Below are 22563 nucleotides of genomic sequence, written 5' to 3'. Positions count from 1 at the left end.
GTCCGCGCAGGCGGCTCGGCGGTCGGCCGCGCCTCGCGCGGAGCCGCCTGCGCCTTCGCGGCCGACTTCGCGGGCGCCGACTTTGCTGGCGCCGACTTCGCTGGCGCCGGCGGCGCGGGTTTGCGATCAGGCGGCGGCAGCGTCGATTCGTTCGCCGTCGGATCTTCGTCTCGGGCGGCGGCCGACTCCCGCAAGGCCGTCAGCTCCTTGCCGCCCTCGGCTTCCGGCTGCGGCGCCGCTTCGCCTTCGCGGCTATCGACTTCGTCCGGCTCCCCGCCCGCTTCCTGGAAGGGCGCCAGCACCCGCATGCCGCCGAGACGCGCCATCTCCGACGCGGTGTGCAGCTTTTCCAGCAATTGTTCGCCGACTTGGCGGATATCCAGCTTCACGGAGCCGTCCGGCTTGCGAATGAAGTCGATCGCGCCGTACTGGAGCGCCTTGATCGTGTCTCGCGTGCCGCGGTCGGTCACCGCAGACATCATGATGACCGGCGTCGGACGCTCGGCCATGATGCGCCTCAGCGCTTCGAGGCCGTTCATCGCAGGCATCTCCAGATCCATCGTGATGATGTCGGGCAGGAGTTCCCTCGTCCGCTCCAGCGCTTCGGCCCCGTCCGCCGCGGTGCCGACGACGCGGAAGGCGCCGTCCGTCGCGATCAGATCGCTCATGACCTTGCGCATGAATGGGGAATCGTCGACCACCAGCACTTTGAACGCGTTCATGCGGCTCCCCCTTTTTGTCGTCTATGTTGTCGTTTCAGCTCCACAATCTGCGCATGCGCTGCAGGAAACCCTTGATGTTCCGCTCCGGCGCCCGCCGTTCCTCGTGCACGTAGGCCGACGCGATATCGTCGATGCCCCGCGCCGCCGGGCTGTCCGGGTAGACGATGGACAGCGCCGTCTGCCGCTTGACCGCTCTGGACACGTTCGCGTCGTCCGGCACGAAGCCGAGCAGCGGGAGATCCAGGTCCAGATACGTCCGGGCGACCTGCCGGATGTTGTCGGCCGTCTGTCGGCCCTCGCGGTCGCCTTCGACCCGGTTGACGACAAGCCGGAACGCGGCATCGTGCCCCATCGTCTTCACCATCTTGATCAGCGCGTACGCGTCCGTGATCGAAGTCGGCTCCGGCGTCGTCACGACGATCGTCTCGTCCGCGGCGCTGATGAAGCGGAGCGTCTCCTTGGACAGCCCGGCGCCGGTATCGAAGAGCAGGTAATCGACGTGGCCGTGCAGCTTGGCGATCTCCGACGCGAAGTATTCGAGCTCCTGTTCGCTCAGCCGGATCAAGTCCTGGAAGCCCGACCCGCCGGCGATGAATTGGAGCCCGCTCGGCCCGACCTGGATGATCTCCCAGATCGATTTCTCGCGCTTCAGCAGATGAAACAGGTTGTACTTCGCGGGCGTGCCGAGCAGGACGTCGATGTTCGCCATGCCGATATCGGCGTCGAACAAGAGCACGCTGTAGCCCCGGTTCTGCAGCGCCAACGCGAAGTTCAGGCTGAAGTTCGACTTGCCGACGCCTCCTTTGCCGCTCGTCACCGTCACGATGCGGGTGGCGCGAGCGGAGGCCGGATCGCGGGAGTGGACGAGATGCCGGAGCGCCTGCGCTTGGTCATGCATCGGCCGGTTCCCCCAGCAGCTTCGCGATCAGATCCTCCGCGTCGAACCGGCGGATGTCGTCCGGCACCGTCTGTCCGAAGGCGACGTAAGGAATGCGGAAGCCGAATGCCTTCACCAGATTAAGCGCGGCGCCGTAGGAATCGGTCTCGTCCATCTTCGTGAGCAGCAGCCGGCTGACTCCGTACTTCGCGAAGTGTCCCGCCACCTGCTTCATGTCGCTGTATTTGTGGGTCAGACTTAACACCAGAAACGTCTCCGCCTGCTGGCCCGGCGCGAGCAGGCTGTTCACTTCGGACACGAACAGCTCGTTGCGGTAATTGCGTCCGGCCGTGTCCATGAACAGCAAGTCCCGGTCCTCCAGCTTCTTGTAGGCGCGGGTCAGCTCCGACGGAGAGAAGACGACCTCGAGCGGCACGTTCAGGATGTCGGCGTACGTCCGCAATTGGTCGACCGCCGCGATCCTGTACGTGTCGGCGGTAATGAAGCCGACCGACCGCCGGTGCACGAACGCCTGCTCGGCGCCGAGCTTCGCGATCGTCGTCGTCTTGCCGACGCCCGTCGGCCCCACGAAGTTCACGATCCGCGTCTCGCCGGACAGCCCGTCGTCCGCGGCGGGCGCCAGCCATTCCCGCAGCACCTCCGTCGCCAGCGCCAGCGCCGTCTCCTCGTCCGCTTCGTCGCGTGACGCGAGACGGGCGGTCACCTCCTCGGCGAACTGTTCCACGTAGGCCGGCTCCACGCTCTGAAGCGCCAGCCGCCTGGAGAGCTGCAGGACCGGCTCCGGCAGACCGCGCTGCGTCTGCTCGCGGTTCGCCCGCTTCATCCATTCCTTCATCTCGCGAAGCTCGGCCAGCAGAGCGGCCGTCTCGCTCGCGGTCTCGCCCGGTTCCCCCTGCTTCGGGGCCGCCGGAGGCGGCGCGGCGGCGGCGGATTGCGCCGCGCCGCGCAGGCTGTCCGACAGCGCGGCCGCGAGCGCCTCCGCTACGGAAGGCGATACGGCCTCTGCCGCCGGAGAGGCCGGAGGAGCAGCGGCGCGGGTCGGCGGCGACGCAGGGGGAAGGGGTTCAGCCGCATGCGCGGCTTCGCGCCATGGCGAAGGTTCTGCCGCTCGCGGCGTCTCCTTCGCGCGGGGAGGCTCCGCCTGCCCCGCCGGCTCGGCCGGGCGCGACGGCTCGGGCGCCGCGGCCTTGACCGCCGCGCGTTCGGACGACGCCGGCGAATCGGCGGCGCCGACATATCGCTGGCGGATCGCGTCCGGCGGCAGCATCGGCGCTTGGGCTTCTTCCGCGTCGGCGGCCGGAAGCGCGGAAGGCGCAGGACGCTGCGGTCTCTGCGCTCGATCCGCCGTCGCGGCGACTGCCGGCGCCGGCCTCCCGGCGGGCGCGCGGTATGAAGGCTTTGCGGCTTCCTTCTCGTCGACCGCCGCGATGACCTCTACACGTTTCTTGCGGAACATGCCAAGAAATCCGCCCGTGCGGATTTCTTTGGTGTTCAGGATGACGGCATCGGAGCCGAGCTCGCTGCGGATGAGCTGAACGGCTTCCGGCAAGTCGCCGACTAGATATCGTTTGACCTTCATGCGTTCACCACCCCGACGCTTTGCACTTCGATGTTCGGCTCCAGTTCGCTATAAGAAAGAACCGGAATGTCCTGCAGGCTGCGTTCGATCAATTGGCGCATGTACATCCGGATATTCGGCGACGTCAGGATGATCGGCTGCTGCCCCGATTGCAGGGTCTTGTTGATCTGCTCGCTCAGCTTGTTATAGATCGCCTGCGTGGAGGTAGGCTCCATGGCCAAGTAGCTCCCTTGATCGGATTGCTGCACCGCCTCCGCGATTTTCTTCTCCACGCCGGGACTGACCGTGATGACCTTCAGCGGCTCGTTCGGATTCGCGAACTGCTGGGTGATCTGCCGCGACAACGCCTGACGGACGTATTCGGTCAGCACGTCCGGATCCTTGGTGTACTTGCCGTAATCCGCCAGCGTCTCGAAGATGGTGACGAGGTCGCGGATCGAGATCTTCTCCTTGAGCAGCTTGGCGAGCACTTTCTGGATGTCGCCGACCGTGAGGATGTTCGGGACGAGCTCGTCCACCAGCGTGGCGTAGCTTTCCTTGACGCTGTCGACCAGCGACTTGGTCTCTTGGCGGCCGATCAGCTCGTGCGCGTACCGCTTGATCACTTCGGTCAGGTGCGTAGCGACGACCGACGGCGGATCGACGACCGTGTAGCCGGCGAGCTCCGCCCGCTCCTTCGTCGCTTCGTCGATCCACAGCGCCGGGAGGCCGAACGCGGGTTCTTTCGTCGGGATCCCCGTCACGGCATCGTCCTCGAAGCCCGGGCTCATCGCCAGGTAGTGATGCAGCAGCAGCTCGCCGCGGGCGACCGTGTTGCCCTTCATCTTGATGACGTATTCGTTCGGCTTCAGCTGAATGTTGTCGCGGATGCGGATGACCGGGACGATAAGTCCCATCTCGAGCGCGCACTGGCGGCGGATCAGAATGATCCGGTCCAGCAGGTCTCCGCCTTGCTGCGCGTCGGCCAGCGGGATGAGCCCGTATCCGAACTCGAACTCGATCGGATCGACCTGCAGCAGGCTGATGACGCTCTCGGGGCTTCGGACTTCCTCGATCTGCTTCTCCTCGACGAGCAGTTCCTCCTCGTGCTGCCGCTTCGCCAGGTTGCGCTGCAGCCGGTAGCCGGCGATCGCGAGGATCGCGGCGTAGGGGATCGTCGCGACGATGCCGATCGGCGTCGCGATGCCGAGCAGCGTGACCGTGCCGGCGACGATGTAGAGCAGCTTCGGATAGCGGAACAGCTGCGTCGACAGGTCCTGGGCCATGTTCCCTTCGGAGGCGGCCCGGGTGACGATGATACCGGTCGCGGTGCTGATGAGCAGCGCCGGAATCTGGCTGACGAGGCCGTCCCCGATACTGAGGATGGCGTATGTATTGAGCGAATCGTTGAGAGTCATGCCATGGATCGCCATCCCGATGACGAAGCCGCCGATCAGGTTGATGGCGACGATGATGATGCTCGCGATCGCGTCTCCCTTGACGAACTTGCTCGCGCCGTCCATCGCGCCGTAGAAGTCCGCTTCCTTCTCGATCTTCTCCCGCCGCTCGCGCGCCTGCATCTCGTTGATCAGGCCGGCGTTCAAGTCGGCGTCGATGCTCATCTGCTTGCCCGGCATCGCGTCGAGCGTGAAGCGGGCGGCGACTTCCGCCACGCGCTCGGAGCCCTTCGTGATGACGATGAACTGCACGATGACGAGGATCAAGAAGACGATAAAGCCGATCGCGATCTGTCCGCCCGCCACGAAGCTGCCGAACGTCGCGACGACTTTGCCCGCGTCATGCCCCGAGAGGATGAGGCGCGTCGTGGAGACGTTGAGCGCCAGCCGGAACAGCGTCGTGATGAGCAGCAAAGTCGGGAAGATCGAGAATTGAATCGCGTCCCGCGTGTTCATGGAGATGAGCAGAATCATGAGCGCGGCCGAGATGTTGACGATCAGCAGCAAGTCCAGCAAATGCTTGGGGATAGGGACGACCATCATCAGGACGATGCCGATGATGCCGACAAGGATGCTTAAGTCCCGGATTTTCACTGGCGTTCCCTCCCTCTCTCGGTGATGCGCGCGAAGCGCCCGCGCTTACGCTTTCCTGCGGCCTTTGAGCCGATATACGTAGGCCAGCACTTCCGCGACCGCCTGGAACAGATCCGCGGGGACGACGTCCCCGACTTCCGTCCGTTCGAACAGCGCGCGGGCGAGCGGCTTGTTTTCCATCGTTACGACATCGTTCGCCTTGGCGATCTCCCGGATCCGCAGCGCCAGATAATCCTGGCCCTTGGCGATGACGCGCGGGGCGTCCATCTTCGTCCCGTCGTATTGCAGCGCGACCGCGAAGTGCGTCGGGTTGGTGATGATGACGTCGGCTTTGGGTACTTCCTGCATCATCCGCATCAGCGCCATCCGACGCTGCCGTTCCTTGATCTTGCCTTTGATCAGCGGATCGCCTTCCGCGTTCTTGAACTCGTCTTTGATATCCTGCTTGCTCATGCGCAAGCTTTTCTCGTACTCGTATTTCTGATAGTAGTAGTCGCCGATCGCCAGGGCGAACAGCAGCGCCCCCACGAGCAGCGCGAGTCTCATCGTGAGGCTGGCCGCGAAGGAGAACACGTCTTCCATAGGCACGTGCGCAAGCGCCATGATCCGATCGCGCTCCGCCCAGATCACCATGTAGACGACGAGCCCGACCGCAGTCAGCTTGAGCGAGCTCTTCAGAAATTCGACGACCGACCGCGTCCCGAACAGATTCTTCACGCCCGTGAGCGGATTTAGCTTGTTGAAGTGCGGCTTGAGCGTTTCCGTCGTGAACAGCCATCCGATCTGGGCGTAGCTCGCCGCCAGCGCGACGATGAGCGTCGCGATCAGGATCGGCGCCAGGAGCAGCAGCATCTGCAGCGCGTACTTGGCGAACATGGCGAACACGTTCGCGTCCGTAATCTCCATCGTCAGCTCGTTGCGGAACACGTCCGCGAACAATCCGAACACCCGCTCGCGAAAAAAGGAGCCGAGCATCAGCATGACGGACAGCACGGCGATCAGAATCAGCGAGCTCGCGATCTCCGGGCTCTTGGCGACTTGGCCTTTATTCCGGGCTTCGTCGCGCTTTTTCGGCGTCGCCTTCTCCGTCTTCTCTCCCGCGAACAGCTGCAGGTCCATGCGAAGCGGGTATCGATCGCGGTTCAATCGGGTCTCCTCCTTCGCAACCAAGCCGTCCGGCCGGATCATGGCCCGGTGGCCTTCATGATGACGAACAGCTTCTCCAGCGCCCCGAACATCCGGTCGAACACCATCTGGAACAAGGTGCTGAACCCCGGCATCAGCAGAATGAGCAGCGCGAGCCCCACCAGGATCTTCACCGGAATGCCGATGACGAACACGTTGTACTGCGGCGCGGTCCGGGCCAGCAGTCCGAGTCCGACGTCCGTCAGGAACATCGCGACCACGAGCGGCGCGGAGATCTGGAGCGCCAACAGGAACGTATCCGCGAACGTTCGGGTGAGAAACTCGGTCATCCGTCCCTCGTAGACCGTATGGAACAGGTGATTGTCGAGCGGCAGCCATTTGTAGCTGTCCATGATCGCCCCGATCAGATAATGGTGGCCGTTGATGGACAGGAAGACGAGCGTCATCATCATGAACTTCAGGTTGCCGAGCATCGGCGCCGACACGCCGGTGAGCGGGTCGACGATGTTCGCGATCGCGAAGCCCATCTGCATGTCTATGAAGGCGCCGGAAGTCTGCACGACCGTGAAGAACAGATAAGCCGTATAGCCGATGATGAGGCCGGCCAGCACTTCCTTCATAACGGCCAGGATATAGGCGCCGTCGAGCGGCACGGGCTTGTCGAACCCGACCGACAGGAAGACGATGATCGAGATGAAGAACGCGATCCCGACTTTGAACGTCTTGGGTATCGTTCTCGTCGAGAAGACGGGCGCGACCATCAGAAACGAGGAGATGCGACAGAACACCAGCATGTAGGCAGGAAAAACCTGCATCACCATGTCCATGCGCGCCTCACCCGATGTAGTTCGCCAGATTGCCGAGCAGATGGCTGGTAAAATCCACCATCGTGTTCAAGATCCAGGGACCGAACACCAGCAACGCGACGAAGACGGCGATAATTTTGGGAATGAAGGCGAGCGTCTGCTCTTGGATCTGGGTGGTCGCTTGGAAGATGCTGACCAAGAGGCCGACGATCAAGCCGATCCCGAGCATCGGCGCGCTCACTTTCAATACCGTGTATAAGGCTTGTCCCGCCAATCCGATGACGAATTCGGCACTCATTCCATTCCCTCCAAGGTTCGTCCTCGCTTATCTTCAGGTCTGAAAGCTATCGAGCAGCGATTTGACGATGAGGTACCAGCCGTCGACGAGCACGAAGAGCAGAATCTTGAACGGCAGCGAGATCATGACGGGCGGCAGCATCATCATCCCCATCGCCATGAGCGTACTGGCGACGACCATATCGATGACGAGGAAAGGAATGAAGATCATGAACCCCATCTGAAACGCCGTTTTCAGTTCGCTGATCGCGTAAGCCGGAACGAGTACGGTAATCGGAATATCCTGGTAGGATTTCGGCTTCTCGGTCTTCGTGTAATTCATAAACAGCAGCAAGTCTTTGGGCCGGGTGTGCTTGTACATGAACGCCTTCATCGGCACCGACGCCTTCTGCAGCGCCTCCGTCTGGGTGATGTCCCCCTTGAGGTAAGGCTGCAGCGCTTGATCGTTCACTTGGGTCAGCGTCGGCGACATGATGAACAGGGTCAGGAACAGCGCCAGCCCGATCAGCACTTGGTTCGGCGGCATCTGCTGCGTGCCGAGCGAGGTCCTTACGAACCCCAGCACGATGACGATCCGCGTGAAGCTCGTCATCAGGACGAGGATCGCGGGCGCCAGGCTCAGCACGGTGATCAGCAGCAGCAGCGAGAGCGAGGAAGCGCCGACGGGCTCTTTGCCGTCTCCCATGGTGATGCTGATGGCCGGACTGCCTTCCGCGAACGCCGTGCTGCCGGCGTAGAGCATCATCGCGAACATGCCCGAGATGCTGGTGGCTAACTTCATCTTCATGGTTCTTCCGTCCGATCTTCTGTTCGGCTGTCCGAGAGCATTTGCCCGACCTTCTGCCGGCGTTCCGACAGCTCGCGCATACGATTCTCCAGCGTTTGTTCAAAGCTGGGCGGCGGGGCGGCCGGCGCCGAAACGCCCCGCTCCCCCTCCGGCTGCCGGCGGTTCATCCACTGCCGGAGCCAAGGCGGCATGCCCGGGCGGGCTTCGGCGTTCGCCACGTCGTGGGCGGCGAGCAACGCCGTCACTTGATCGGGATCGCTGATCGATTCGATCAGCGTCACGTCGTCGCCGACGCCCAGCACATAGATGCGGCCGTTCCATTCCACGATCTGCATCGATTTGTTCGTCCCGAGCGGCAGACCGCCCAAAGAGCGAAGCGACCGGTTCATCCACCAGCCGCGATTGCGTTTGCCTAGGAACCGCAGCAGCAGCACGATCCCGCCGACCATTAAGACCAGTACAAACAATACCCACAGCAAATCCCAGGAAGAAGTCCCGGAATAGCCGCTCGCGAGCCACGTTGCAGACATTCGCGCCGCTCCCGACTAGCCGAGCGTCTTCTTGATCGCTTCGATGACGCGGTCCGCTTGGAACGGCTTGACGATAAAGTCTTTGGCGCCGGCTTGAATGGCGTCGATGACCATCGCCTGCTGCCCCATGGCGGAGCACATGATCACTTTGGCGTTCGCGTCCATCTTCCGGATTTCCTTCAGCGCCGCGATGCCGTCCATCTCCGGCATCGTGATGTCCATCGTGATCAGATCCGGGGTGAGCTCCTTGAATTTCTCGATCGCTTGGGCGCCGTCTTGCGCTTCGCCTACCACCTCATAGCCGTTTTTGGTCAAAATATCGCGAATCATCATGCGCATGAATGCGGCGTCGTCTACGATCAAAATGCGGTTTGCCATATCGGGTTCCTCCCAGTCGGTACGTTATTGGATTTTTTGGACGCGATCCCATTGGCTGACGATATCGGTTACGCGGACGCCGAAATTCTCGTCGATGACCACGACCTCGCCTTTGGCGATCAGTTTGTTGTTGACCAAGATGTCTACGGGTTCGCCTGCCAGTTTGTCCAGCTCGATGATGGAGCCTTGGGACAACTCCAAGATATCCTTGATTTGCTTCTGGGTGCGCCCCAATTCGACCGTCACCCGCAGCGGAATGTCGAGCAGCAGGTTCAAGTTCGTCTCGTCCAGCGCCCCCGGCTGTCCGCCCGACAGGTTCGCGAATTGCACGGGCTGCACGCTCACGTTGCGGTGGGCGGCGCCTCCGAGCGCTTGCGGCTGGGCGGGTACGCCTGCGTACGGCGGCTGCGCGTAAGCGGCAGGCGGCGCCGAATGCGCGGCGGGCGGCGGATACGCTGCGCTCGCCGGCGGCGGCGCATAGGCGGTCTGCTGCTGTACGGGCGGCGGCGCGCTCGCGGCCGGCGGCGCTTCATAGACCGCTTCATAGGTCGGCGCGGCTTCCTCGGCGGCTCCTCCGATGAGCGAGGACACGAGTTCCTTCGCGAACGGAACCGTGAGCAGCTGCATGATCGTCGAGTCGATCAGTTCCCCGATCTTGAGGCGGAACGAGATCTTGACGAACTGCTCTTCCGGCGGAATGTTGTCGATGCCGGTGTTGTTCTTCACGTCCATCACGTCGATGGCCGGCGGCGAGATGTTGACGAACCGGTTAAAGATCGTCGACATCGACGTCGCGGACGATCCCATCATCTGGTTCATCGCTTCTTGCACCGCGCTGATGTGGATCTCGTTCAGTTCTTCGGTCTCCACGTTGCCTTCGCCGCCCAGCATGAGGTCGGCGATGACTTGGGCGTCGTGCGCCTTGATCACGAGCGAATTGATCCCTTCGAAGCCCGTCACGTAATGCACGTGAACGGCGACGTGCGGCTTCGGAAACTCGCTGACGAACTTGCCGCGGGAGATCATCGATACTTTGGGCGTCGTGATGTCCACTTTTCGTCCGAGCAGCGTGGACAACGCCGTCGCCGCGCTGCCGAACGTAATATTGCCGATCTCGCCGAGCGCATCTTGCTCCAACGCCGTCAAATAGTCGTCGACGTGTACTTCGCCGTCGGACGCTTCGGCCGGACTGTCCGGCTGCTCTCCCGAAGATTGCCGCAGCAGCGCGTCGATCTCCTCTTGGGACAGGTAATCTTTACTCGTCATACCCTTCTTCCACTCCTTCGCTGACGATCTCGTGAATCTGAACCGCCATTTTGTCCCGCACCGTGCCCGGGCTGCCGATGAACTTGAGCTTGTCTCCCACCTTGATGTCCAGGCCGATGTCGGTGCTCTTATGTAACGCGATCACGTCGCCTACGGCGAGGTTCAGGAACTCTTGCACGGAGATGCGCGACGAACCGAGCTCGGCGATCACAGGAAGCTTCGCCTTCGTGACCCGCTGTTCCAGCTGCTTCAGCTCTTCGGGCGCCCGCGTCTTCTTCTGCGAGACGAACCAGTGATGCACCGAGAGCTTCGGCATGATCGGCTCGATGACGACGTGCGGGATACACAGGTTGATCATCCCGGTCGTGTCGCCGATCTTGGTGCTAAGCGAGATGAGCGCGATCGTCTCGTTCGGAGAGACGATCTGCATGAATTGCGGATTGGTTTCGAGCGCTTCCAGACGGGGCTCGATATCGAGGACCGTCTTCCAGGCTTCCTGCAGCGTCTCCAGCGCCCGGCTGAAGATCTTCTCCATAATGATCGTCTCGATCTCGGTCAGGCTGCCGATCTTGGTCGGCGCGGAACCCGCCCCGCCGAGCAGCCGGTCCAGCATCGCGAAGGCGACGTTGGGATGGACCTCGAGCACCATCCGGCCTTCGAGCGGCTCCGCTTCGAAAATGTTCAGAATCGTCATCTTCGGAATGGAGCGGATGAACTCGTCGTAGGGAAGCTGTTCGACCTGCACGACGTTGATCTGGACGAACGTTCGCAGCTGCGCCGAGAAGTAGGTCGTCAGGAAGCGCGCGAAGTTCTCGTGAATGCGGGTCAGACTGCGAATGTGGTCCTTGGAGAACCGGACCGCGCGTTTGAAGTCGTAAGCCCGGACTTTTTTCTGCGTGTCTTCCTTTCGAAGCTCCTCCGCGTCCATTTCTCCCGAGGAGAGGGCCGCCAATAGGGCGTCGATCTCGTTTTGCGAAAGAACGTCAACCAATTTTCGTCACCCCTTTCCAAAGGATTCGGATGATAGGCTAGATTTGCGACATCAGGAAATTCGTGATGCCGATTTTCGTGACTTTTCCTTTGGCGAGCACGGGATTGATCTCGTTGATGAGCGAAGCGACCAGGGCATCCTTGCCTTTGGTGCCCTGCAGCTGATCCGGCGTCACGTCCCACAAGGCGCGGTTGACGATCGGCTTGACGACGGAATCTTTGATTTTATCGAACTCTTTCTTCGCGTTCTCGCTGTCGAGCTGGAACGAGAATCCGAAGATGACGACGTAGTTGGTATCCGAAATGTTCGTCTTGATATCATTCAATTCGGATGTGACCTTGATCATCTCGTCGGCGGAGACCTTCTCGGCCTTCACGTTTTTCACGCTATCTTGGGCTTGCGCTTCCGGGCTTTTCGCATCCGAACTGCCGCCGAAGAAGGTGGACCAGGAATAAAGGCCGACGATGACGATCAGCGTGATGGCCAGCAGCAGCGAAACGAGCCAAGGTAACATTTTTTTCATGACGTTGCTCCCTCCGAATGCGCGTCCGGCGGGCTAGCGAGCGCCGCCATGACGCCGATACTGCGCAAATAGTGCCGGATGGAACGGATCACATCCGAAGAATTTTCCATGACTATGTACTTCTTGCCGGACGTCAGCGTAATCATCGTGTCCGGCGTCTCTTCCACCGTCTCGATCAGGAGCGCGTTGACGTGGAACTGGCTGCCGTTAAGCCTGGTGACAGCGATCATAGGTATCCCTCCGTACCTACCGGGAGGGTTAAGCCCTCCCGGATCGGGACTTCAATTACCGTTTCAAGTTGACGACCTCTTCCAGAATGGAATCGGAAGTGGTGATGATGCGGGAGTTCGCTTGGAAACCGCGTTGGGCGACGATCATCTCGGTGAATTCGTTGGTCAGGTCGACGTTGGACATCTCAAGCTGGCCGACGATGATCGCGCCGGTGCCGTTCTCGACGTCGTTGGCCGCGAAGATGTTCAGTTCCCCGTCCGGGTTCGCGTTCGGCGTCATGCGGTACAAGTTCCCGCCGATCTTCTCGAGCCCGCCCGGGTTTTGCACTTTGGCGATGCCGATCACGGAGCCTGTCTCCGTCGGAATGCCGTCTTGGTCGATCGAGACGATCGAACCGTTTTGCTGGATCGAGTAGGACGTTACGTCCTCGGGCAATTGGATAATCCCGCCGCCGTCCGCCTGCATCACGAACATGCCGTCCGCGTTGACAAGCTGCCGGTTGGCGTCGAACGTAAAGTTCCCCGCCCTCGTTAGATAGGATGGCGTACCGTCCGGGGAAGGGCTGACGACGAAGAACCCGTCTCCGTCGATCCGCAAGTCCGTCGGTACGTTGGTCGTCATGGCGCTGCCCGGCGTATGCACGGTGTCGATGGAAGCGATCGTAACGCCGAGACCGATCTGCTTGGCGTTGACGCCGCCGCTTGTGCCGTCCACCGGCGCGGTGACGCCGGACATGGACTGGCTCAGAATGTCCTTGAACATGACGCGTCCGCCTTTGAAGCCGACCGTGTTGACGTTTGCGATGTTGTTGCCGATGACGTCGAGCTTCGTTTGGAACCCGCGCATACCGGATACGCCGGAATACATGGAACGCAACATAATCGAATCTACCTCCTGCTCAAGTGTACGACCTGGGAATGACCGCTTCCGTCGTTCGGCGGTCAAGGGCCTCCTACCTGCGGTCCGGCCCTGCTAGCTTTCTTGCATTCTTGCGATCCAGCGATTGCGGTCCTATCGGACGATTACGGCGCTGTCGATCTGGGTGAACACTTGATTGGCGTTCTGGCCGTCCATCGCGGTGACGACCGTGCGGCTAGGCACGTTCACGATCATCGCGATGTCGCGGTAGAGCACCAGGGAATCCTGCGCGCCCTTGGCCGCCGCTTGATCGACGGCGTTCGCGATCCGGTCCAGCTGCTCCGGCGCGAAGGCGATGCCACGCTGGTTGAGCCGCTGCTCCGCGTGCAGGCTGAACCTCAGCCGCTCCTTGTCGAGCAGCTTCTGAAAGGAGGCCTGCCCCGCTTCCTGCCCGGCTTCGGCCGGCTTGGCCGCGCTGCGGGACGTCTGCAGCGGCGCCGCGCGTCCTGCCGCGATCTGGCCGATGAGGAAACGATCACTCATGGGCCGGCTCCTCGCTCGCTGGCGGCGGGACTTCCGCCGACGGGATCGTGATCGAAGTCAGATCCGCGACCTTCACTTCCGACTTGCCGATCTGCGCGTACTGGATGCCGTCCCGCTTGATAATCGAGCTCACGACGCCCGACATGTTCTGCGTGGTGCCGTTCTCTCCCATGCCGATCCAGCTGACCTGCATGCCGATCAAGTTCGAGGCGAGCGCGGCGGACTGCGTCAAGTTGTGCAGCTCGGTCGCCATGTTCATCGATTGCTCCAGCGCCGAGAACTGCGCCATCTGGGAGATGAACTCCTTGTCTTCCATCGGCTGCATCGGGTCCTGATTCTTCAGCTGCGTGACGAGAATCTTCAGGAACTCGTCCTTGCCCAGATCCTTTTTCGGCGTAGCCGCTTGGGCTACGTTTTTCGAGGAATAGTTCGGCCAAACGACGTTGGATCCGATTCCCGGGGATGATGCCATGCTTTCACCTCCCTCGCATATCGATTATGCCGTGACGTTCAGCGCGTTGCCGTAACCGGCGTCCCGCAGCGATGCGGTGCGCTCCAACTCCGTCTCGAACGCGACGGCTTCGTCCGCGCCGTTGCCCCCGCCTCCTTGTCCGCCGCGCGAATCGCGGCGATCGCCGGAATGCGAGCGGCGCTGCTCCTGGTTCAAGAACGCGGAAGTCTCGGTCAAGCTCGGCTGTTGGACGACTTCCATACGTTCGACTTGAATGCCTTGACCTTGGAGCGTCGTTCGCAGTTGCGCGAGCTGCGTCTCCAGCAGCTCTCTCGCGGCTTCGTTGTGCGCGACGAAATGCGCGTTCAATTGGCCATTCTGCATCACGAGCCGAATCTCGACCTGTCCGAGATGCTCCGGCGTCAAGCTAAGCCGGGCTTCGCTCGTGCCGTTGCCGCTCGAGAGCGAGAACTGCTTCACCAGATACTTCTCCACGTGCTCCGCAAATTGCTGAACGGGCACTTGGGCAGGCAGTGCGGCCTTGGCCGAAGCGCCGTCGGCTTTGCCGGCGGCTTCGCTGCCGGTCAGCGTCCAGGAGAGGGTCGCCGAATTGTCGCCGGATGCCTCGCCGGGCTGTACGGCGCCGACTTCCGCGCTATCGCCGGCATTCGCGCTGGCGTCTGCCGCGTTCAAGTTCCAATGAAGGACGGGTTCGCGGAACGCGTTCGTCGTTCGCTTGGGTTCGCCTTGGACGACGGCTGCGGCGACCGGCTGCGCGGATGCGGCTTCCGTCTCCGTGCGGAGCGCGCCCGTTTGGGCCGCGGCCGGATTCGCCGGTGCTTCCGCCTTCGGATTCGCTTGGGCGAATGCCTGTTGCAGCTGCTTCGCCAGGTCGGCCAACCGGTCCGTCGGCACGTTCGCCTCGCTCGTCAGCGTCATGGCTTGCTGCAGCGACTGCTGCAAGGAAGCCAGGATCGCCTTCCCTCCCGTCCCCGGGAGCGGAGACGCCTGCGCGACGTCTTCGGACGGCGTCTCGTCCGGCGTCGTTTCGGTCGCAACGTTTCCGGATGGAACCGGATTTCCTTGAACCAACAGCGTTTGGAGACCGGTCAGCAGTTCGGCGAGTTGCGCCAGCAGATCCTGCGGGAGATCTTTCCCGTCCTCTTGCAACTGCTGGGCGTCGGCCGCTAGATTCGCGAGCAGCGCCATGAGGCTGTCTGCCGGATTCGCGCCGTCTCCTTCGGGAGCGGCTTGTCCGATCGTGCCGATCAAGCCGAGCAGCCCGAACGATGGCGACGCGCCGCCGGATGCCGCATTGCCGCTTCCGCCGATCGCCTGGACGAGCGCGCTGGCAAAGCCCGCGCCGTTGCCGCCGGCCGTTTTGCCGCCGGGGCTTGCCGCAGCGGGTGCGCCCGAGGATGCCGATAACACGGGGATGTTCATCGATATCACCTCCTTTCCGATTCGCCGGGGCGGATCAAGGATTAGCGGGCATGAGCTTGCTGACCAATTGGGCCGTCTTCTTCTTGTCTTGATCGGACATTTCCGCCAGCACTTTGGAGCGCGACGTGTCGTCCATGGCCTCCAGAATCCGGAGCGCCTTGCTCTGTTCCGTAGCGGCCATCTGCAGGAGCAGCGGGGCTGCCTTCTTGGCGTCCATGGCGCCGAATGTCTTGCCGAGCGCCGCGTTGTCCAGCGCGGTGCCGGACGTCGTGCTCTTCGATTGATTCTGCAGCTCGCGAATCCGGGCTTGCAGCGCCGAGATCTCGCGCTCCTGCACCGTTTCGGCGTCCTTCAGCCGCATCGTCACGTCCGCAGCGACCTTCGGGGTCATCTTCTCGAGCACTTTGCCCCGCTGGTTGTCGTTCATCGCGCCGAGTACGAGCGCCGACTCCTCGACGGTCAGGCTCTCCATGATCGGAGCGGCCTTGCCGGGCGTCATCTTGCCGTACATGTCGGCCAGCGAGCGGATACGCGCGTCATACGATTCGGCCGTGATCGTCTTCTCGGAGATCTGCTTGTTCAGCGTCTCCACTTGACTCTTCAGATCGTCGATCGTCTTTTGCTGCTGGGCGGCTTTGCCGTCCGCCTGCTTCAGCGCGTTGTCCCGGTCCGTCAGCAGCGTCTTGAGCTCGTCGACCTTCTGCTTGGCGTTGTTCACGGTCACCTGCGACTCGCCGTTCTGCGTAGCTGCCGGCGCCTTCCGGTCCGGGATGATCGAGCTCAAGAGCGGAATCTTGTTGCCGAAGTCCTGCGCGGCGTGACGCCACGTCGGATTGAACAGCAGCAGCAGCACGAGCAGCAATACGGCGGTGAAAATGATGGGCGTGATAAAAAAGAGAAACCGTTCAAAGCCGGAATAGCCGCTCTTCTCTACATTGGCGTCCGCCACGGCTCTCCCCTCCAATTCGCGTTAGCTAATTCTTCTGTCGTTATCCTCGCGAGGCGGCCGCGGCGCGCCGGGTGGCGATCTCGTCCAGTTCGTTCTGCTCCCGCTGCAGCATCTCCTCGCGATAGCGGTTCAGCGCCTTGCCGCGCGCATTGAGCCATACCTTCTCGTCGACCATCTTGACCTTCAAGAAGACTTGGCGCTGCCGCACCTGCTCTTCCGCGGCGCGGACGCCTTGGCGCTGCCGCTGAATCTGCCCGTCGAGGAACGAGATGTAATCCTGCAGCAGATGAAGCTCCGCGAGCGGCGTCGGCCGCTGCGCCTTCTCGGCGAGCTCCGACTCGTACTCGCCCCGTTCGCGGCGGAGCGACGCGAGCCGTTCCTCCTCCGACCGCAGCCGGCCGAGAGACGCCGCGTACTCCCATTCGGCCATCGATTTCTCGCTGCCCTTCAGATCGACGATCTTCTGCAAAGCGTATTTGAACTTCACCGATCTTCATCCTCATCTCTTGTAGAAATCGATGACAAGCCGCTGCTGCGCTTCTTCGTACGTCACTTTTTCGGTCGTCTTCTGCTGCGAGAACGCGTTGATCGAGTCGATCGCCAGGATGGCTTTATCAATTTGCGGATTTGATCCGCGCTGGTACGCCCCGATATTGATGAGGTCTTCCGAATCCTTATAAATAGAAAGAAGTCGCTTGAGCTGCTCCGCCGCATCCTGCTGCTCGCCGGAGACGATATCCTTCATGACCCGGCTGACGCTGGCCAGCACGTCGATCGCGGGAAAATGCCCCTTGTGCGCCAAGTGCCGGCTCAGGACGATGTGGCCGTCCAGAATGCCCCGCACCGCGTCGGCGATCGGCTCGTTCATGTCGTCGCCGTCGACGAGCACCGTGTAGAAGGCCGTGATCGAGCCGTTCTGCCCCGTGCCCGCGCGCTCCAGCAGCTTCGGCAGCGCGGCGAAGACCGAAGGCGTGTAGCCCCTCGTGGCCGGCGGCTCGCCGATCGCGAGTCCGACCTCGCGGAGCGCCATCGCGTAGCGGGTGACCGAGTCCATCATGAGCATGACGTTCAAGCCCCGGTCCCGGAAATATTCCGCGATCGTCGTCGCGATCAGCGCCCCCTTGATCCGGATCAGCGCCGGCTGATCCGACGTCGCCACGATGACGACGGAGCGGGCGAGCCCTTCCGGACCGAGATCGCGCTCGATGAACTCCAGCACTTCTCGGCCTCGTTCCCCGATCAGCGCGATAACGTTGACGTCCGCCGACGTGTTCCGGGCGACCATGCCGAGCAGCGTGCTCTTCCCGACGCCGGAGCCGGCGAAGATTCCCATCCGCTGCCCCTGGCCGACGGTCAGCAAGCCGTCGATGCAGCGAACGCCGGTACCGAGGGGCTCGGCGACCCGAGGACGCAGCAGCGGATTGCCCGGCACGTTGTGCGTGGAGTACCGCGGCATCCGCGCCGGCAGCCTGCCGCCTTCAAGCGGCCGGCCCAAGCCGTCGAGCACTTTGCCGAGGAGCTCCGAGCCGACCTGTACGGTCAGCGGCCGTCCGGTCGCGACGACGTCGCAGCCGGGTCCGACGGCCTGAAGATCGCCGAGCGGCATGAGCAGCACCCGATTGTTGCGGAATCCGACGACTTCGGCCATGATCGGCGCGCCGCCTTTCACCGGGTGGATATGGCACACTTCGCCGATGCTGACGTCGGGGCCTTCGGATTCGACGGTCAAGCCGATGATCTGCGCGACCTTCCCGTTCACCCGGACCGGGTCCAGGTGCCGAAGCGCTTCCGTATAGCGCGCCGCGTCAAGCTTCCGTATCATCGGACCTCCCCTCCTCGTGAGCGTGGGCAGCGATTTGCAACAATTCCTGCCGGATCGTCGTCAATTGTGTATCGAGGCGCGCGTCGATGCTGCCGAAGGCGGACCGGATGACGCAGCCTCCGTCCTTCACGGACGGATCGGGCAGAATGTGCAGCTCGGCCTGCGAATCGATGGAGAGCGTCAGATCCTCCTTCGCCGCCTGGACGAAGGCGAATTGGGACGGCGCGACGCATAGCGTGATGACGCCCTGTTCCTTGCGCCGCGACAGCGCTTCGGCCATGAGCGACACCGCGAGCTCCGGCGACTCCTCCAGCTTGCGGCCGACGATCTTGCCGGCAATCTGGCTGCTGAGTTCGACGACGAAGTGTTCCGCCTCGGCGATGAGATTCTCCCGCTCGACATAGGCTTGCCGGACGATCGACAGCGCTTCTTGGAGCGCCTCGTCCATCTGACCGCGAATGCGGCGCTCCGCTTCCTCCGCGCCTTGACGAGAGCCTTCGTCGTAACCCTCGCGGGAAGCGGACGCGCGCAGCGCTTCGTCGTCGGCACGCCGTTCGTCCCACCAGCGCGAGGTCTCTTGCTCGGCTTCCGATCGGATCTGCGCGGCTTCTTCGCGGGCTTGCGCGAGCATGCGCTCCGCCGTCTGCTCCGCGTCTTGCAGAATCCGCTCTTTCAACGATTGAGTTTCGACATCAATCGCGTCATTTCCTTCGTTTTCGCCGTCGTCCGAGGAAATATTTTGTTTGGGTGCCGTATACTTCCGCAAGATCTCGAGTCGTTTCAAATCGTCCAAGGAGATGACATGGCCGGATTTGATCAGATTAGACAATGATATCGTCTCCTCCGCCGCGGGCGATGATGATCTCTCCGGACTCCTCCAGCCTGCGGATCGTCGCTACGATGCGCGTCTGCGCTTCCTCGACGTCCCGCAGCCGGACGGGCCCCATGTACTCCATCTCTTCCTTGAACGTCTCCGCCATGCGCTTGGACATGTTGCGGAAGATCGCGTCCCGGACTTCTTCGCTGGCCACCTTGAGCGCCAGCTGCAAGTCGGCGTTCTCGATGTCGCGGATGATGCGCTGGATCGAGCGGTTGTCGAGATTGACGATGTCCTCGAAGACGAACATCCGCTTCTTGATCTCTTCGGCCAGCTCCGGATCCTGGATCTCGAGCGAGTCGAGGATCGTCCGCTCGGTGCCGCGGTCGACGCCGTTCAAGATCTGGACGATCGCCTCGATGCCCCCCGCGTTCGTATAGTCTTGCGTGACGGTCGCGGACAGCTTCTGCTCGAGCACGCGCTCGACCTGGGAGATGACTTCCGGGGAAGTGCTGTCCATGAGCGCGATCCGGCGCGCAACGTCGGCTTGCTTGTCCTGAGGCAAGGAAGACAGCACCGCGGACGATTGATCCGGCTGCAGATACGACAGTACGAGCGCGATCGTCTGCGGATTCTCGTTCTGGATAAAGTTCAGAATCTGCGACGGCTCCGCCTTGCGGGCGAAGTCGAACGGCCGCACCTGGAGCGTCGCCGTCAACCGGTTCAAGATGTCGCTCGCCTTCTGCGAGCCGAGCGCCTTCTCGAGAATCTCCTTGGCGTACGTGATGCCGCCTTGCGTGATGTATTCCTGCGCGATGCAGATCTGATGGAACTCGCTCAGGATCGCTTCCTTCTCCGCTGCGTCAACCTTGCGGACGTTCGCGATCTCCAGCGTCAGCTGCTCGATCTCGTCCTCGCGCAGATGCTTGAACACTTGGGCGGATACTTCCGGACCCAGCGTGATGAGCAGGATCGCCGCTTTCTGGCGGCCGCTCAGTTGCATTTGATTCCCTTTCGCCAACGATGCCACCTCTATTCGTCCACCAGCCAAGTCCGGAGAAGGTTCACGAATTCATCCGGTTTGCGCTTGGCCAATCCTTCCAGTTGCTTGCGAACCTGACTCTCGTTCGTCACGCTCTCGAGGTCGATCGTAGGCATTTCTACGCGCGGCGTCTCGAGTTCGGCCGCGGCGGCCGCCTCTTGCGCGGCTCTGCGTCTGCGGTAGACGAAGTATCCGGCCCCGCCCAGCAGCGCCAGCGCGGCTACGCCGATTCCGGCGAGCCAATAGCCGGACAAAGCCGTGCCCTTGGTTCCGTTGGCGTTGCTGTTGAATGCCTGCGCGATGATGGAGACCCGATTGTTCAGATCGGCGTCCGTCAGCGTTTGGCCGGAATCGGCCAATAGCGTGCGTACGTTGTTGACCAGCATCTGCTGAATGACTTGCTGCTTCTCCGGCGTAATGACGGAGGAATCGACGCCGACGCTGATCGACAGGTCCTTCACCTGATAAGGCGCGTAGGCGATGTCGGTCTTCTCGCGGCTCGGTTCGTAGTTGGTCGTGCTGGCCGATTTCTCCGAGCTGGAGGATTGGCCCGCGCTGCCCGACGGATAGTTCGGCACGTCGGTCTGGCCGGTCCCGGCCACGCCGCCGGCGGATCCGTTCGCGCCCGTATAGGACTCGTTCGACTGCTGCTCGCTGATGATGATCCCTTTGTTGTCGTTGTTCTCCAGCGGCAGCACCTTGTTCACCGTCGTGGACTTCTGGTCGAAGTTGAGCGAAGACATGACGCTGACGACCATGTTGTCCATGCCGACGATCTGCGCGAGGAAGTTCTGGATGTTCGACTTGATGCCGGTCTCGAATTGCCGTTGAATCTCGAACTGCTGGTCGAGGATCGTGCCGTTCACCGACCCGGAGCCGCCGATCTTGGACGAAGGCGCGAGATCCCCGGTCGGGCTCGTGATCGTGATGCCTCCGATATCCATGCTCGGCACGGCCGTCTTCACGAGATTGTAGTAGCTGTCGATCTCGTCCTGCTTCGGGCGGTAGCCCGGCTTAAAGGTCATGACGACCGACGCGGTCGCCCGTTCCTTGTCCGAATCGTTCAGGAACACCGTCTCTTCGGGCAGGTTCACGAGCACCTTGGCCCGCTTGACGCCCTGCATGCTCTGCAGCAGCTGCTGCACTTCGCCGTTCAGCGCGTTGAGCTTCTTGACTTTGAACTCTTGGTCCGTCGTGCCGATCGTCGAGGACGACTTGCTCATCTCCGCGAACCCGATCGAGCCGTTCTGGACGAGCCCTTGCGAACCGACGTCCACCTTGACCTTGTCCGCCTTCGCGCTCGGCACCGAGATGCTGGACCCGCCCGGTCCGAGCTTGTAGGGAATGCCGCTCCCGTCCAAGTACTCGATGATCGCCGAGGCGTCTCCGCTGTCCAAGTCCTGGAACGCGATCTCGTATTGCGTTCTCGTGAAGAAGTACGTGAGCAAAATAATAAATAAGAGAAGCAGTGCGGCCGACGAGGCTAGCACCCATTTTTGCGTCTTGCTGTATTGGTTCCAGAAGCCGGCCAGCTTCTCCCGAACCTGGACCCATCTCTCGTTCACGATTTCACCTCACCTGCGGACTGTGCTACATTGAAAGGCTGCGACTACATTTGCATCCGCATGATTTCCTGATACGCTTCGATCACCTTGTTGCGGATTTGGGAGGTGAGTTCCAGGCTGAGCTCGGCTTTGGTAGCGGCGATCATCACGTCGTTTACGTCGGCTTGTCCGACGATGAACTGGTCGGTGACCGCGTGCGCATTCTGCTCCTGCGCGGCCACGCCGTCGATCGCCTGCTTGAGGAAGGCGGCGAAGCTCTCCGTCGCTTCGGCGGGGGTCGTCTGCTTGACTGCGTTCTGAACCGGCGCCAGCGCGCCTGCGGAGATGCCCGTGATCGGCAAAAGCGAATTCTGAATCATGTTTCAACCTTCTCCCATCCGGGTAAGTGATTGTGATTGATGCGGCAATTCGGAAATTATCGGCCGATCTCCAGCGACTTGGAGAACATCGACTTGCTGGCGTTGAGCGCCGTGACGTTCGCTTCGTAGGAACGGGTGGCCGAGATCATGTCGACCATTTCTTTGAGCACGTCGACGTTCGGCATGCTCACCATGCCGTTGGCGTCGGCGTCCGGATGGGTCGGATTGTACAGTTGCTTGAACGGCGCGGCATCCTCTTGGATCGCCGTAACCTGTACGCCCTTCGCGGCGGAGCCGTCCATCTTCTCGTTCAGCAGGTTCCGGAAGGGAGACTCGATCGGCTCGACGACGACCATTTTCCTGCGGTAGGGGACGAACTTGCCGTCCACGTACTCGGCGCGCGTCGTCTCGGCGTTCGCGATGTTGGACGAGATGACGTCCATTCGGAGCCGCTGCGCGGTTAGCGCCGAAGCGCTTATATCGAACCCGCCTAACTTCATCAATGATTCCTCCTATCGCTAGTCCTTGCG

General features: G+C 62.0%; 26 protein-coding genes. All 26 read right to left on the bottom strand.

Going from position 1 to position 22563, the window contains the following annotated elements:
* A partial coding sequence (locus tag H7C19_RS28425; protein ID WP_185672476.1) for a response regulator occupies positions 1 to 722 on the bottom strand: 722 nt, incomplete at its 3' end.
* Between the two features lie 34 nt (positions 723 to 756).
* Positions 757 to 1620, bottom strand: coding sequence for a MinD/ParA family protein (locus tag H7C19_RS28420; protein ID WP_185672475.1), 864 nt, complete (start codon positions 1618 to 1620; stop codon positions 757 to 759).
* Positions 1613 to 3199, bottom strand: a complete 1587-nt coding sequence (flhF, locus tag H7C19_RS28415) for a flagellar biosynthesis GTPase FlhF (RefSeq protein ID WP_185672474.1) — start codon at positions 3197 to 3199, stop codon at positions 1613 to 1615. Before flhF ends, H7C19_RS28420 begins: the two co-directional genes overlap by 8 nt.
* A complete protein-coding gene (flhA, locus tag H7C19_RS28410; protein WP_185672473.1) occupies positions 3196 to 5229 on the bottom strand; it encodes a flagellar biosynthesis protein FlhA in 2034 nt (677 codons plus the stop codon). Before flhA ends, flhF begins: the two co-directional genes overlap by 4 nt.
* Positions 5230 to 5274: 45 nt before the next feature.
* Positions 5275 to 6348: a flagellar biosynthesis protein FlhB gene (flhB, locus tag H7C19_RS28405; RefSeq protein ID WP_246469870.1), complete on the bottom strand. Its 1074-nt coding sequence runs from the start codon at positions 6346 to 6348 to the stop codon at positions 5275 to 5277.
* 65 nt (positions 6349 to 6413) lie between these two features.
* A complete protein-coding gene (fliR, locus tag H7C19_RS28400; protein WP_185672471.1) occupies positions 6414 to 7202 on the bottom strand; it encodes a flagellar biosynthetic protein FliR in 789 nt (262 codons plus the stop codon).
* 7 nt (positions 7203 to 7209) lie between these two features.
* Positions 7210 to 7479 carry a flagellar biosynthesis protein FliQ gene (fliQ, locus tag H7C19_RS28395; protein WP_185672470.1) on the bottom strand — a complete coding sequence of 90 codons (270 nt, stop codon included), beginning with the start codon at positions 7477 to 7479 and terminating at the stop codon, positions 7210 to 7212.
* 33 nt (positions 7480 to 7512) lie between these two features.
* Positions 7513 to 8259, bottom strand: coding sequence for a flagellar type III secretion system pore protein FliP (fliP, locus tag H7C19_RS28390; protein ID WP_376775451.1), 747 nt, complete (start codon positions 8257 to 8259; stop codon positions 7513 to 7515).
* A 2-nt stretch (positions 8260 to 8261) separates the two neighbouring features.
* Positions 8262 to 8795 carry a flagellar biosynthetic protein FliO gene (locus H7C19_RS28385; protein WP_185672468.1) on the bottom strand — a complete coding sequence of 178 codons (534 nt, stop codon included), beginning with the start codon at positions 8793 to 8795 and terminating at the stop codon, positions 8262 to 8264.
* 15 nt (positions 8796 to 8810) lie between these two features.
* Positions 8811 to 9173 carry a response regulator gene (locus tag H7C19_RS28380; RefSeq protein WP_185672467.1) on the bottom strand — a complete coding sequence of 121 codons (363 nt, stop codon included), beginning with the start codon at positions 9171 to 9173 and terminating at the stop codon, positions 8811 to 8813.
* A 24-nt stretch (positions 9174 to 9197) separates the two neighbouring features.
* The gene (gene fliY, locus H7C19_RS28375; RefSeq protein ID WP_185672466.1) at positions 9198 to 10439 is read right to left on the bottom strand and encodes a flagellar motor switch phosphatase FliY; all 1242 of its coding nucleotides are present in this window, start codon (positions 10437 to 10439) and stop codon (positions 9198 to 9200) included.
* Positions 10429 to 11430, bottom strand: coding sequence for a flagellar motor switch protein FliM (gene fliM / locus H7C19_RS28370; RefSeq protein WP_185672465.1), 1002 nt, complete (start codon positions 11428 to 11430; stop codon positions 10429 to 10431). The genes fliY and fliM overlap by 11 nt, the downstream gene beginning before the upstream one ends.
* 37 nt (positions 11431 to 11467) lie before the next feature.
* Positions 11468 to 11953 carry a flagellar basal body-associated FliL family protein gene (locus tag H7C19_RS28365; RefSeq protein WP_185672464.1) on the bottom strand — a complete coding sequence of 162 codons (486 nt, stop codon included), beginning with the start codon at positions 11951 to 11953 and terminating at the stop codon, positions 11468 to 11470.
* The gene (locus tag H7C19_RS28360) at positions 11950 to 12183 is read right to left on the bottom strand and encodes a flagellar FlbD family protein (RefSeq protein ID WP_185672463.1); all 234 of its coding nucleotides are present in this window, start codon (positions 12181 to 12183) and stop codon (positions 11950 to 11952) included. Before H7C19_RS28360 ends, H7C19_RS28365 begins: the two co-directional genes overlap by 4 nt.
* Positions 12184 to 12238: 55 nt before the next feature.
* Positions 12239 to 13063, bottom strand: coding sequence for a flagellar basal body rod protein FlgG (flgG, locus tag H7C19_RS28355; protein WP_185672462.1), 825 nt, complete (start codon positions 13061 to 13063; stop codon positions 12239 to 12241).
* A gap of 132 nt (positions 13064 to 13195) precedes the next feature.
* On the bottom strand, positions 13196 to 13585 hold the full coding sequence (locus tag H7C19_RS28350; protein WP_185672461.1) for a TIGR02530 family flagellar biosynthesis protein: 390 nt from the start codon (positions 13583 to 13585) through the stop codon (positions 13196 to 13198).
* On the bottom strand, positions 13578 to 14057 hold the full coding sequence (locus tag H7C19_RS28345; protein WP_185672460.1) for a flagellar hook capping FlgD N-terminal domain-containing protein: 480 nt from the start codon (positions 14055 to 14057) through the stop codon (positions 13578 to 13580). Before H7C19_RS28345 ends, H7C19_RS28350 begins: the two co-directional genes overlap by 8 nt.
* A 24-nt stretch (positions 14058 to 14081) precedes the next feature.
* Positions 14082 to 15479: a flagellar hook-length control protein FliK gene (locus H7C19_RS28340; RefSeq protein ID WP_185672459.1), complete on the bottom strand. Its 1398-nt coding sequence runs from the start codon at positions 15477 to 15479 to the stop codon at positions 14082 to 14084.
* Positions 15480 to 15513: 34 nt separating this feature from the next.
* Complete coding sequence (locus H7C19_RS28335) at positions 15514 to 16428, bottom strand: MotE family protein (RefSeq protein ID WP_185672458.1); 915 nt, start codon at positions 16426 to 16428, stop codon at positions 15514 to 15516.
* A gap of 40 nt (positions 16429 to 16468) precedes the next feature.
* Positions 16469 to 16915, bottom strand: a complete 447-nt coding sequence (gene fliJ / locus H7C19_RS28330; RefSeq protein WP_313732032.1) for a flagellar export protein FliJ — start codon at positions 16913 to 16915, stop codon at positions 16469 to 16471.
* A 12-nt stretch (positions 16916 to 16927) separates the two neighbouring features.
* On the bottom strand, positions 16928 to 18250 hold the full coding sequence (gene fliI / locus H7C19_RS28325) for a flagellar protein export ATPase FliI (RefSeq protein WP_185672457.1): 1323 nt from the start codon (positions 18248 to 18250) through the stop codon (positions 16928 to 16930).
* A complete protein-coding gene (locus tag H7C19_RS28320) occupies positions 18234 to 18926 on the bottom strand; it encodes a FliH/SctL family protein (RefSeq protein ID WP_246469869.1) in 693 nt (230 codons plus the stop codon). Before H7C19_RS28320 ends, fliI begins: the two co-directional genes overlap by 17 nt.
* 145 nt (positions 18927 to 19071) lie before the next feature.
* The gene (gene fliG, locus H7C19_RS28315; protein ID WP_185672455.1) at positions 19072 to 20088 is read right to left on the bottom strand and encodes a flagellar motor switch protein FliG; all 1017 of its coding nucleotides are present in this window, start codon (positions 20086 to 20088) and stop codon (positions 19072 to 19074) included.
* Positions 20089 to 20099: 11 nt separating this feature from the next.
* Entirely contained in the window at positions 20100 to 21674 is a 1575-nt protein-coding gene (gene fliF / locus H7C19_RS28310) for a flagellar basal-body MS-ring/collar protein FliF (RefSeq protein ID WP_185672454.1), read from the bottom strand.
* A gap of 44 nt (positions 21675 to 21718) precedes the next feature.
* Positions 21719 to 22033 carry a flagellar hook-basal body complex protein FliE gene (gene fliE, locus H7C19_RS28305; RefSeq protein ID WP_185672453.1) on the bottom strand — a complete coding sequence of 105 codons (315 nt, stop codon included), beginning with the start codon at positions 22031 to 22033 and terminating at the stop codon, positions 21719 to 21721.
* A 56-nt stretch (positions 22034 to 22089) separates the two neighbouring features.
* Positions 22090 to 22533 carry a flagellar basal body rod protein FlgC gene (gene flgC, locus H7C19_RS28300; RefSeq protein WP_185672452.1) on the bottom strand — a complete coding sequence of 148 codons (444 nt, stop codon included), beginning with the start codon at positions 22531 to 22533 and terminating at the stop codon, positions 22090 to 22092.
* Positions 22534 to 22563: the final 30 nt, after the last annotated feature.

Origin of the sequence: Cohnella nanjingensis, from assembly GCF_014212125.1 — a bacterium.
GTDB lineage: Bacteria > Bacillota > Bacilli > Paenibacillales > Paenibacillaceae > Cohnella > Cohnella nanjingensis.
Note: the sequence above shows the minus strand (reverse complement) of the source record. Positions and strands in the feature narration are given on the sequence as shown.

Bases quoted from the DNA above. Each gene is read 5' to 3' on its own strand.
- fliI (WP_185672457.1), bottom strand. From the start codon at position 18,250: ATGATACGGAAGCTTGACGCGGCGCGCTATACGGAAGCGCTTCGGCAC.
- H7C19_RS28340 (WP_185672459.1), bottom strand. From the start codon at position 15,479: ATGAACATCCCCGTGTTATCGGCATCCTCGGGCGCACCCGCTGCGGCA.
- flhF (WP_185672474.1), bottom strand. From the start codon at position 3,199: ATGAAGGTCAAACGATATCTAGTCGGCGACTTGCCGGAAGCCGTTCAG.
- flgC (WP_185672452.1), bottom strand. From the start codon at position 22,533: ATGAAGTTAGGCGGGTTCGATATAAGCGCTTCGGCGCTAACCGCGCAG.
- flgG (WP_185672462.1), bottom strand. From the start codon at position 13,063: ATGTTGCGTTCCATGTATTCCGGCGTATCCGGTATGCGCGGGTTCCAA.
- H7C19_RS28350 (WP_185672461.1), bottom strand. From the start codon at position 13,585: ATGAGTGATCGTTTCCTCATCGGCCAGATCGCGGCAGGACGCGCGGCG.
- H7C19_RS28360 (WP_185672463.1), bottom strand. From the start codon at position 12,183: ATGATCGCTGTCACCAGGCTTAACGGCAGCCAGTTCCACGTCAACGCG.
- fliY (WP_185672466.1), bottom strand. From the start codon at position 10,439: ATGACGAGTAAAGATTACCTGTCCCAAGAGGAGATCGACGCGCTGCTG.
- H7C19_RS28385 (WP_185672468.1), bottom strand. From the start codon at position 8,795: ATGTCTGCAACGTGGCTCGCGAGCGGCTATTCCGGGACTTCTTCCTGG.
- fliP (WP_376775451.1), bottom strand. From the start codon at position 8,259: ATGAAGTTAGCCACCAGCATCTCGGGCATGTTCGCGATGATGCTCTAC.
- flhB (WP_246469870.1), bottom strand. From the start codon at position 6,348: ATGGACCTGCAGCTGTTCGCGGGAGAGAAGACGGAGAAGGCGACGCCG.
- H7C19_RS28420 (WP_185672475.1), bottom strand. From the start codon at position 1,620: ATGCATGACCAAGCGCAGGCGCTCCGGCATCTCGTCCACTCCCGCGAT.
- H7C19_RS28365 (WP_185672464.1), bottom strand. From the start codon at position 11,953: ATGAAAAAAATGTTACCTTGGCTCGTTTCGCTGCTGCTGGCCATCACG.
- H7C19_RS28345 (WP_185672460.1), bottom strand. From the start codon at position 14,057: ATGGCATCATCCCCGGGAATCGGATCCAACGTCGTTTGGCCGAACTAT.
- H7C19_RS28380 (WP_185672467.1), bottom strand. From the start codon at position 9,173: ATGGCAAACCGCATTTTGATCGTAGACGACGCCGCATTCATGCGCATG.
- fliQ (WP_185672470.1), bottom strand. From the start codon at position 7,479: ATGAGTGCCGAATTCGTCATCGGATTGGCGGGACAAGCCTTATACACG.
- fliR (WP_185672471.1), bottom strand. From the start codon at position 7,202: ATGGACATGGTGATGCAGGTTTTTCCTGCCTACATGCTGGTGTTCTGT.
- fliE (WP_185672453.1), bottom strand. From the start codon at position 22,033: ATGATTCAGAATTCGCTTTTGCCGATCACGGGCATCTCCGCAGGCGCG.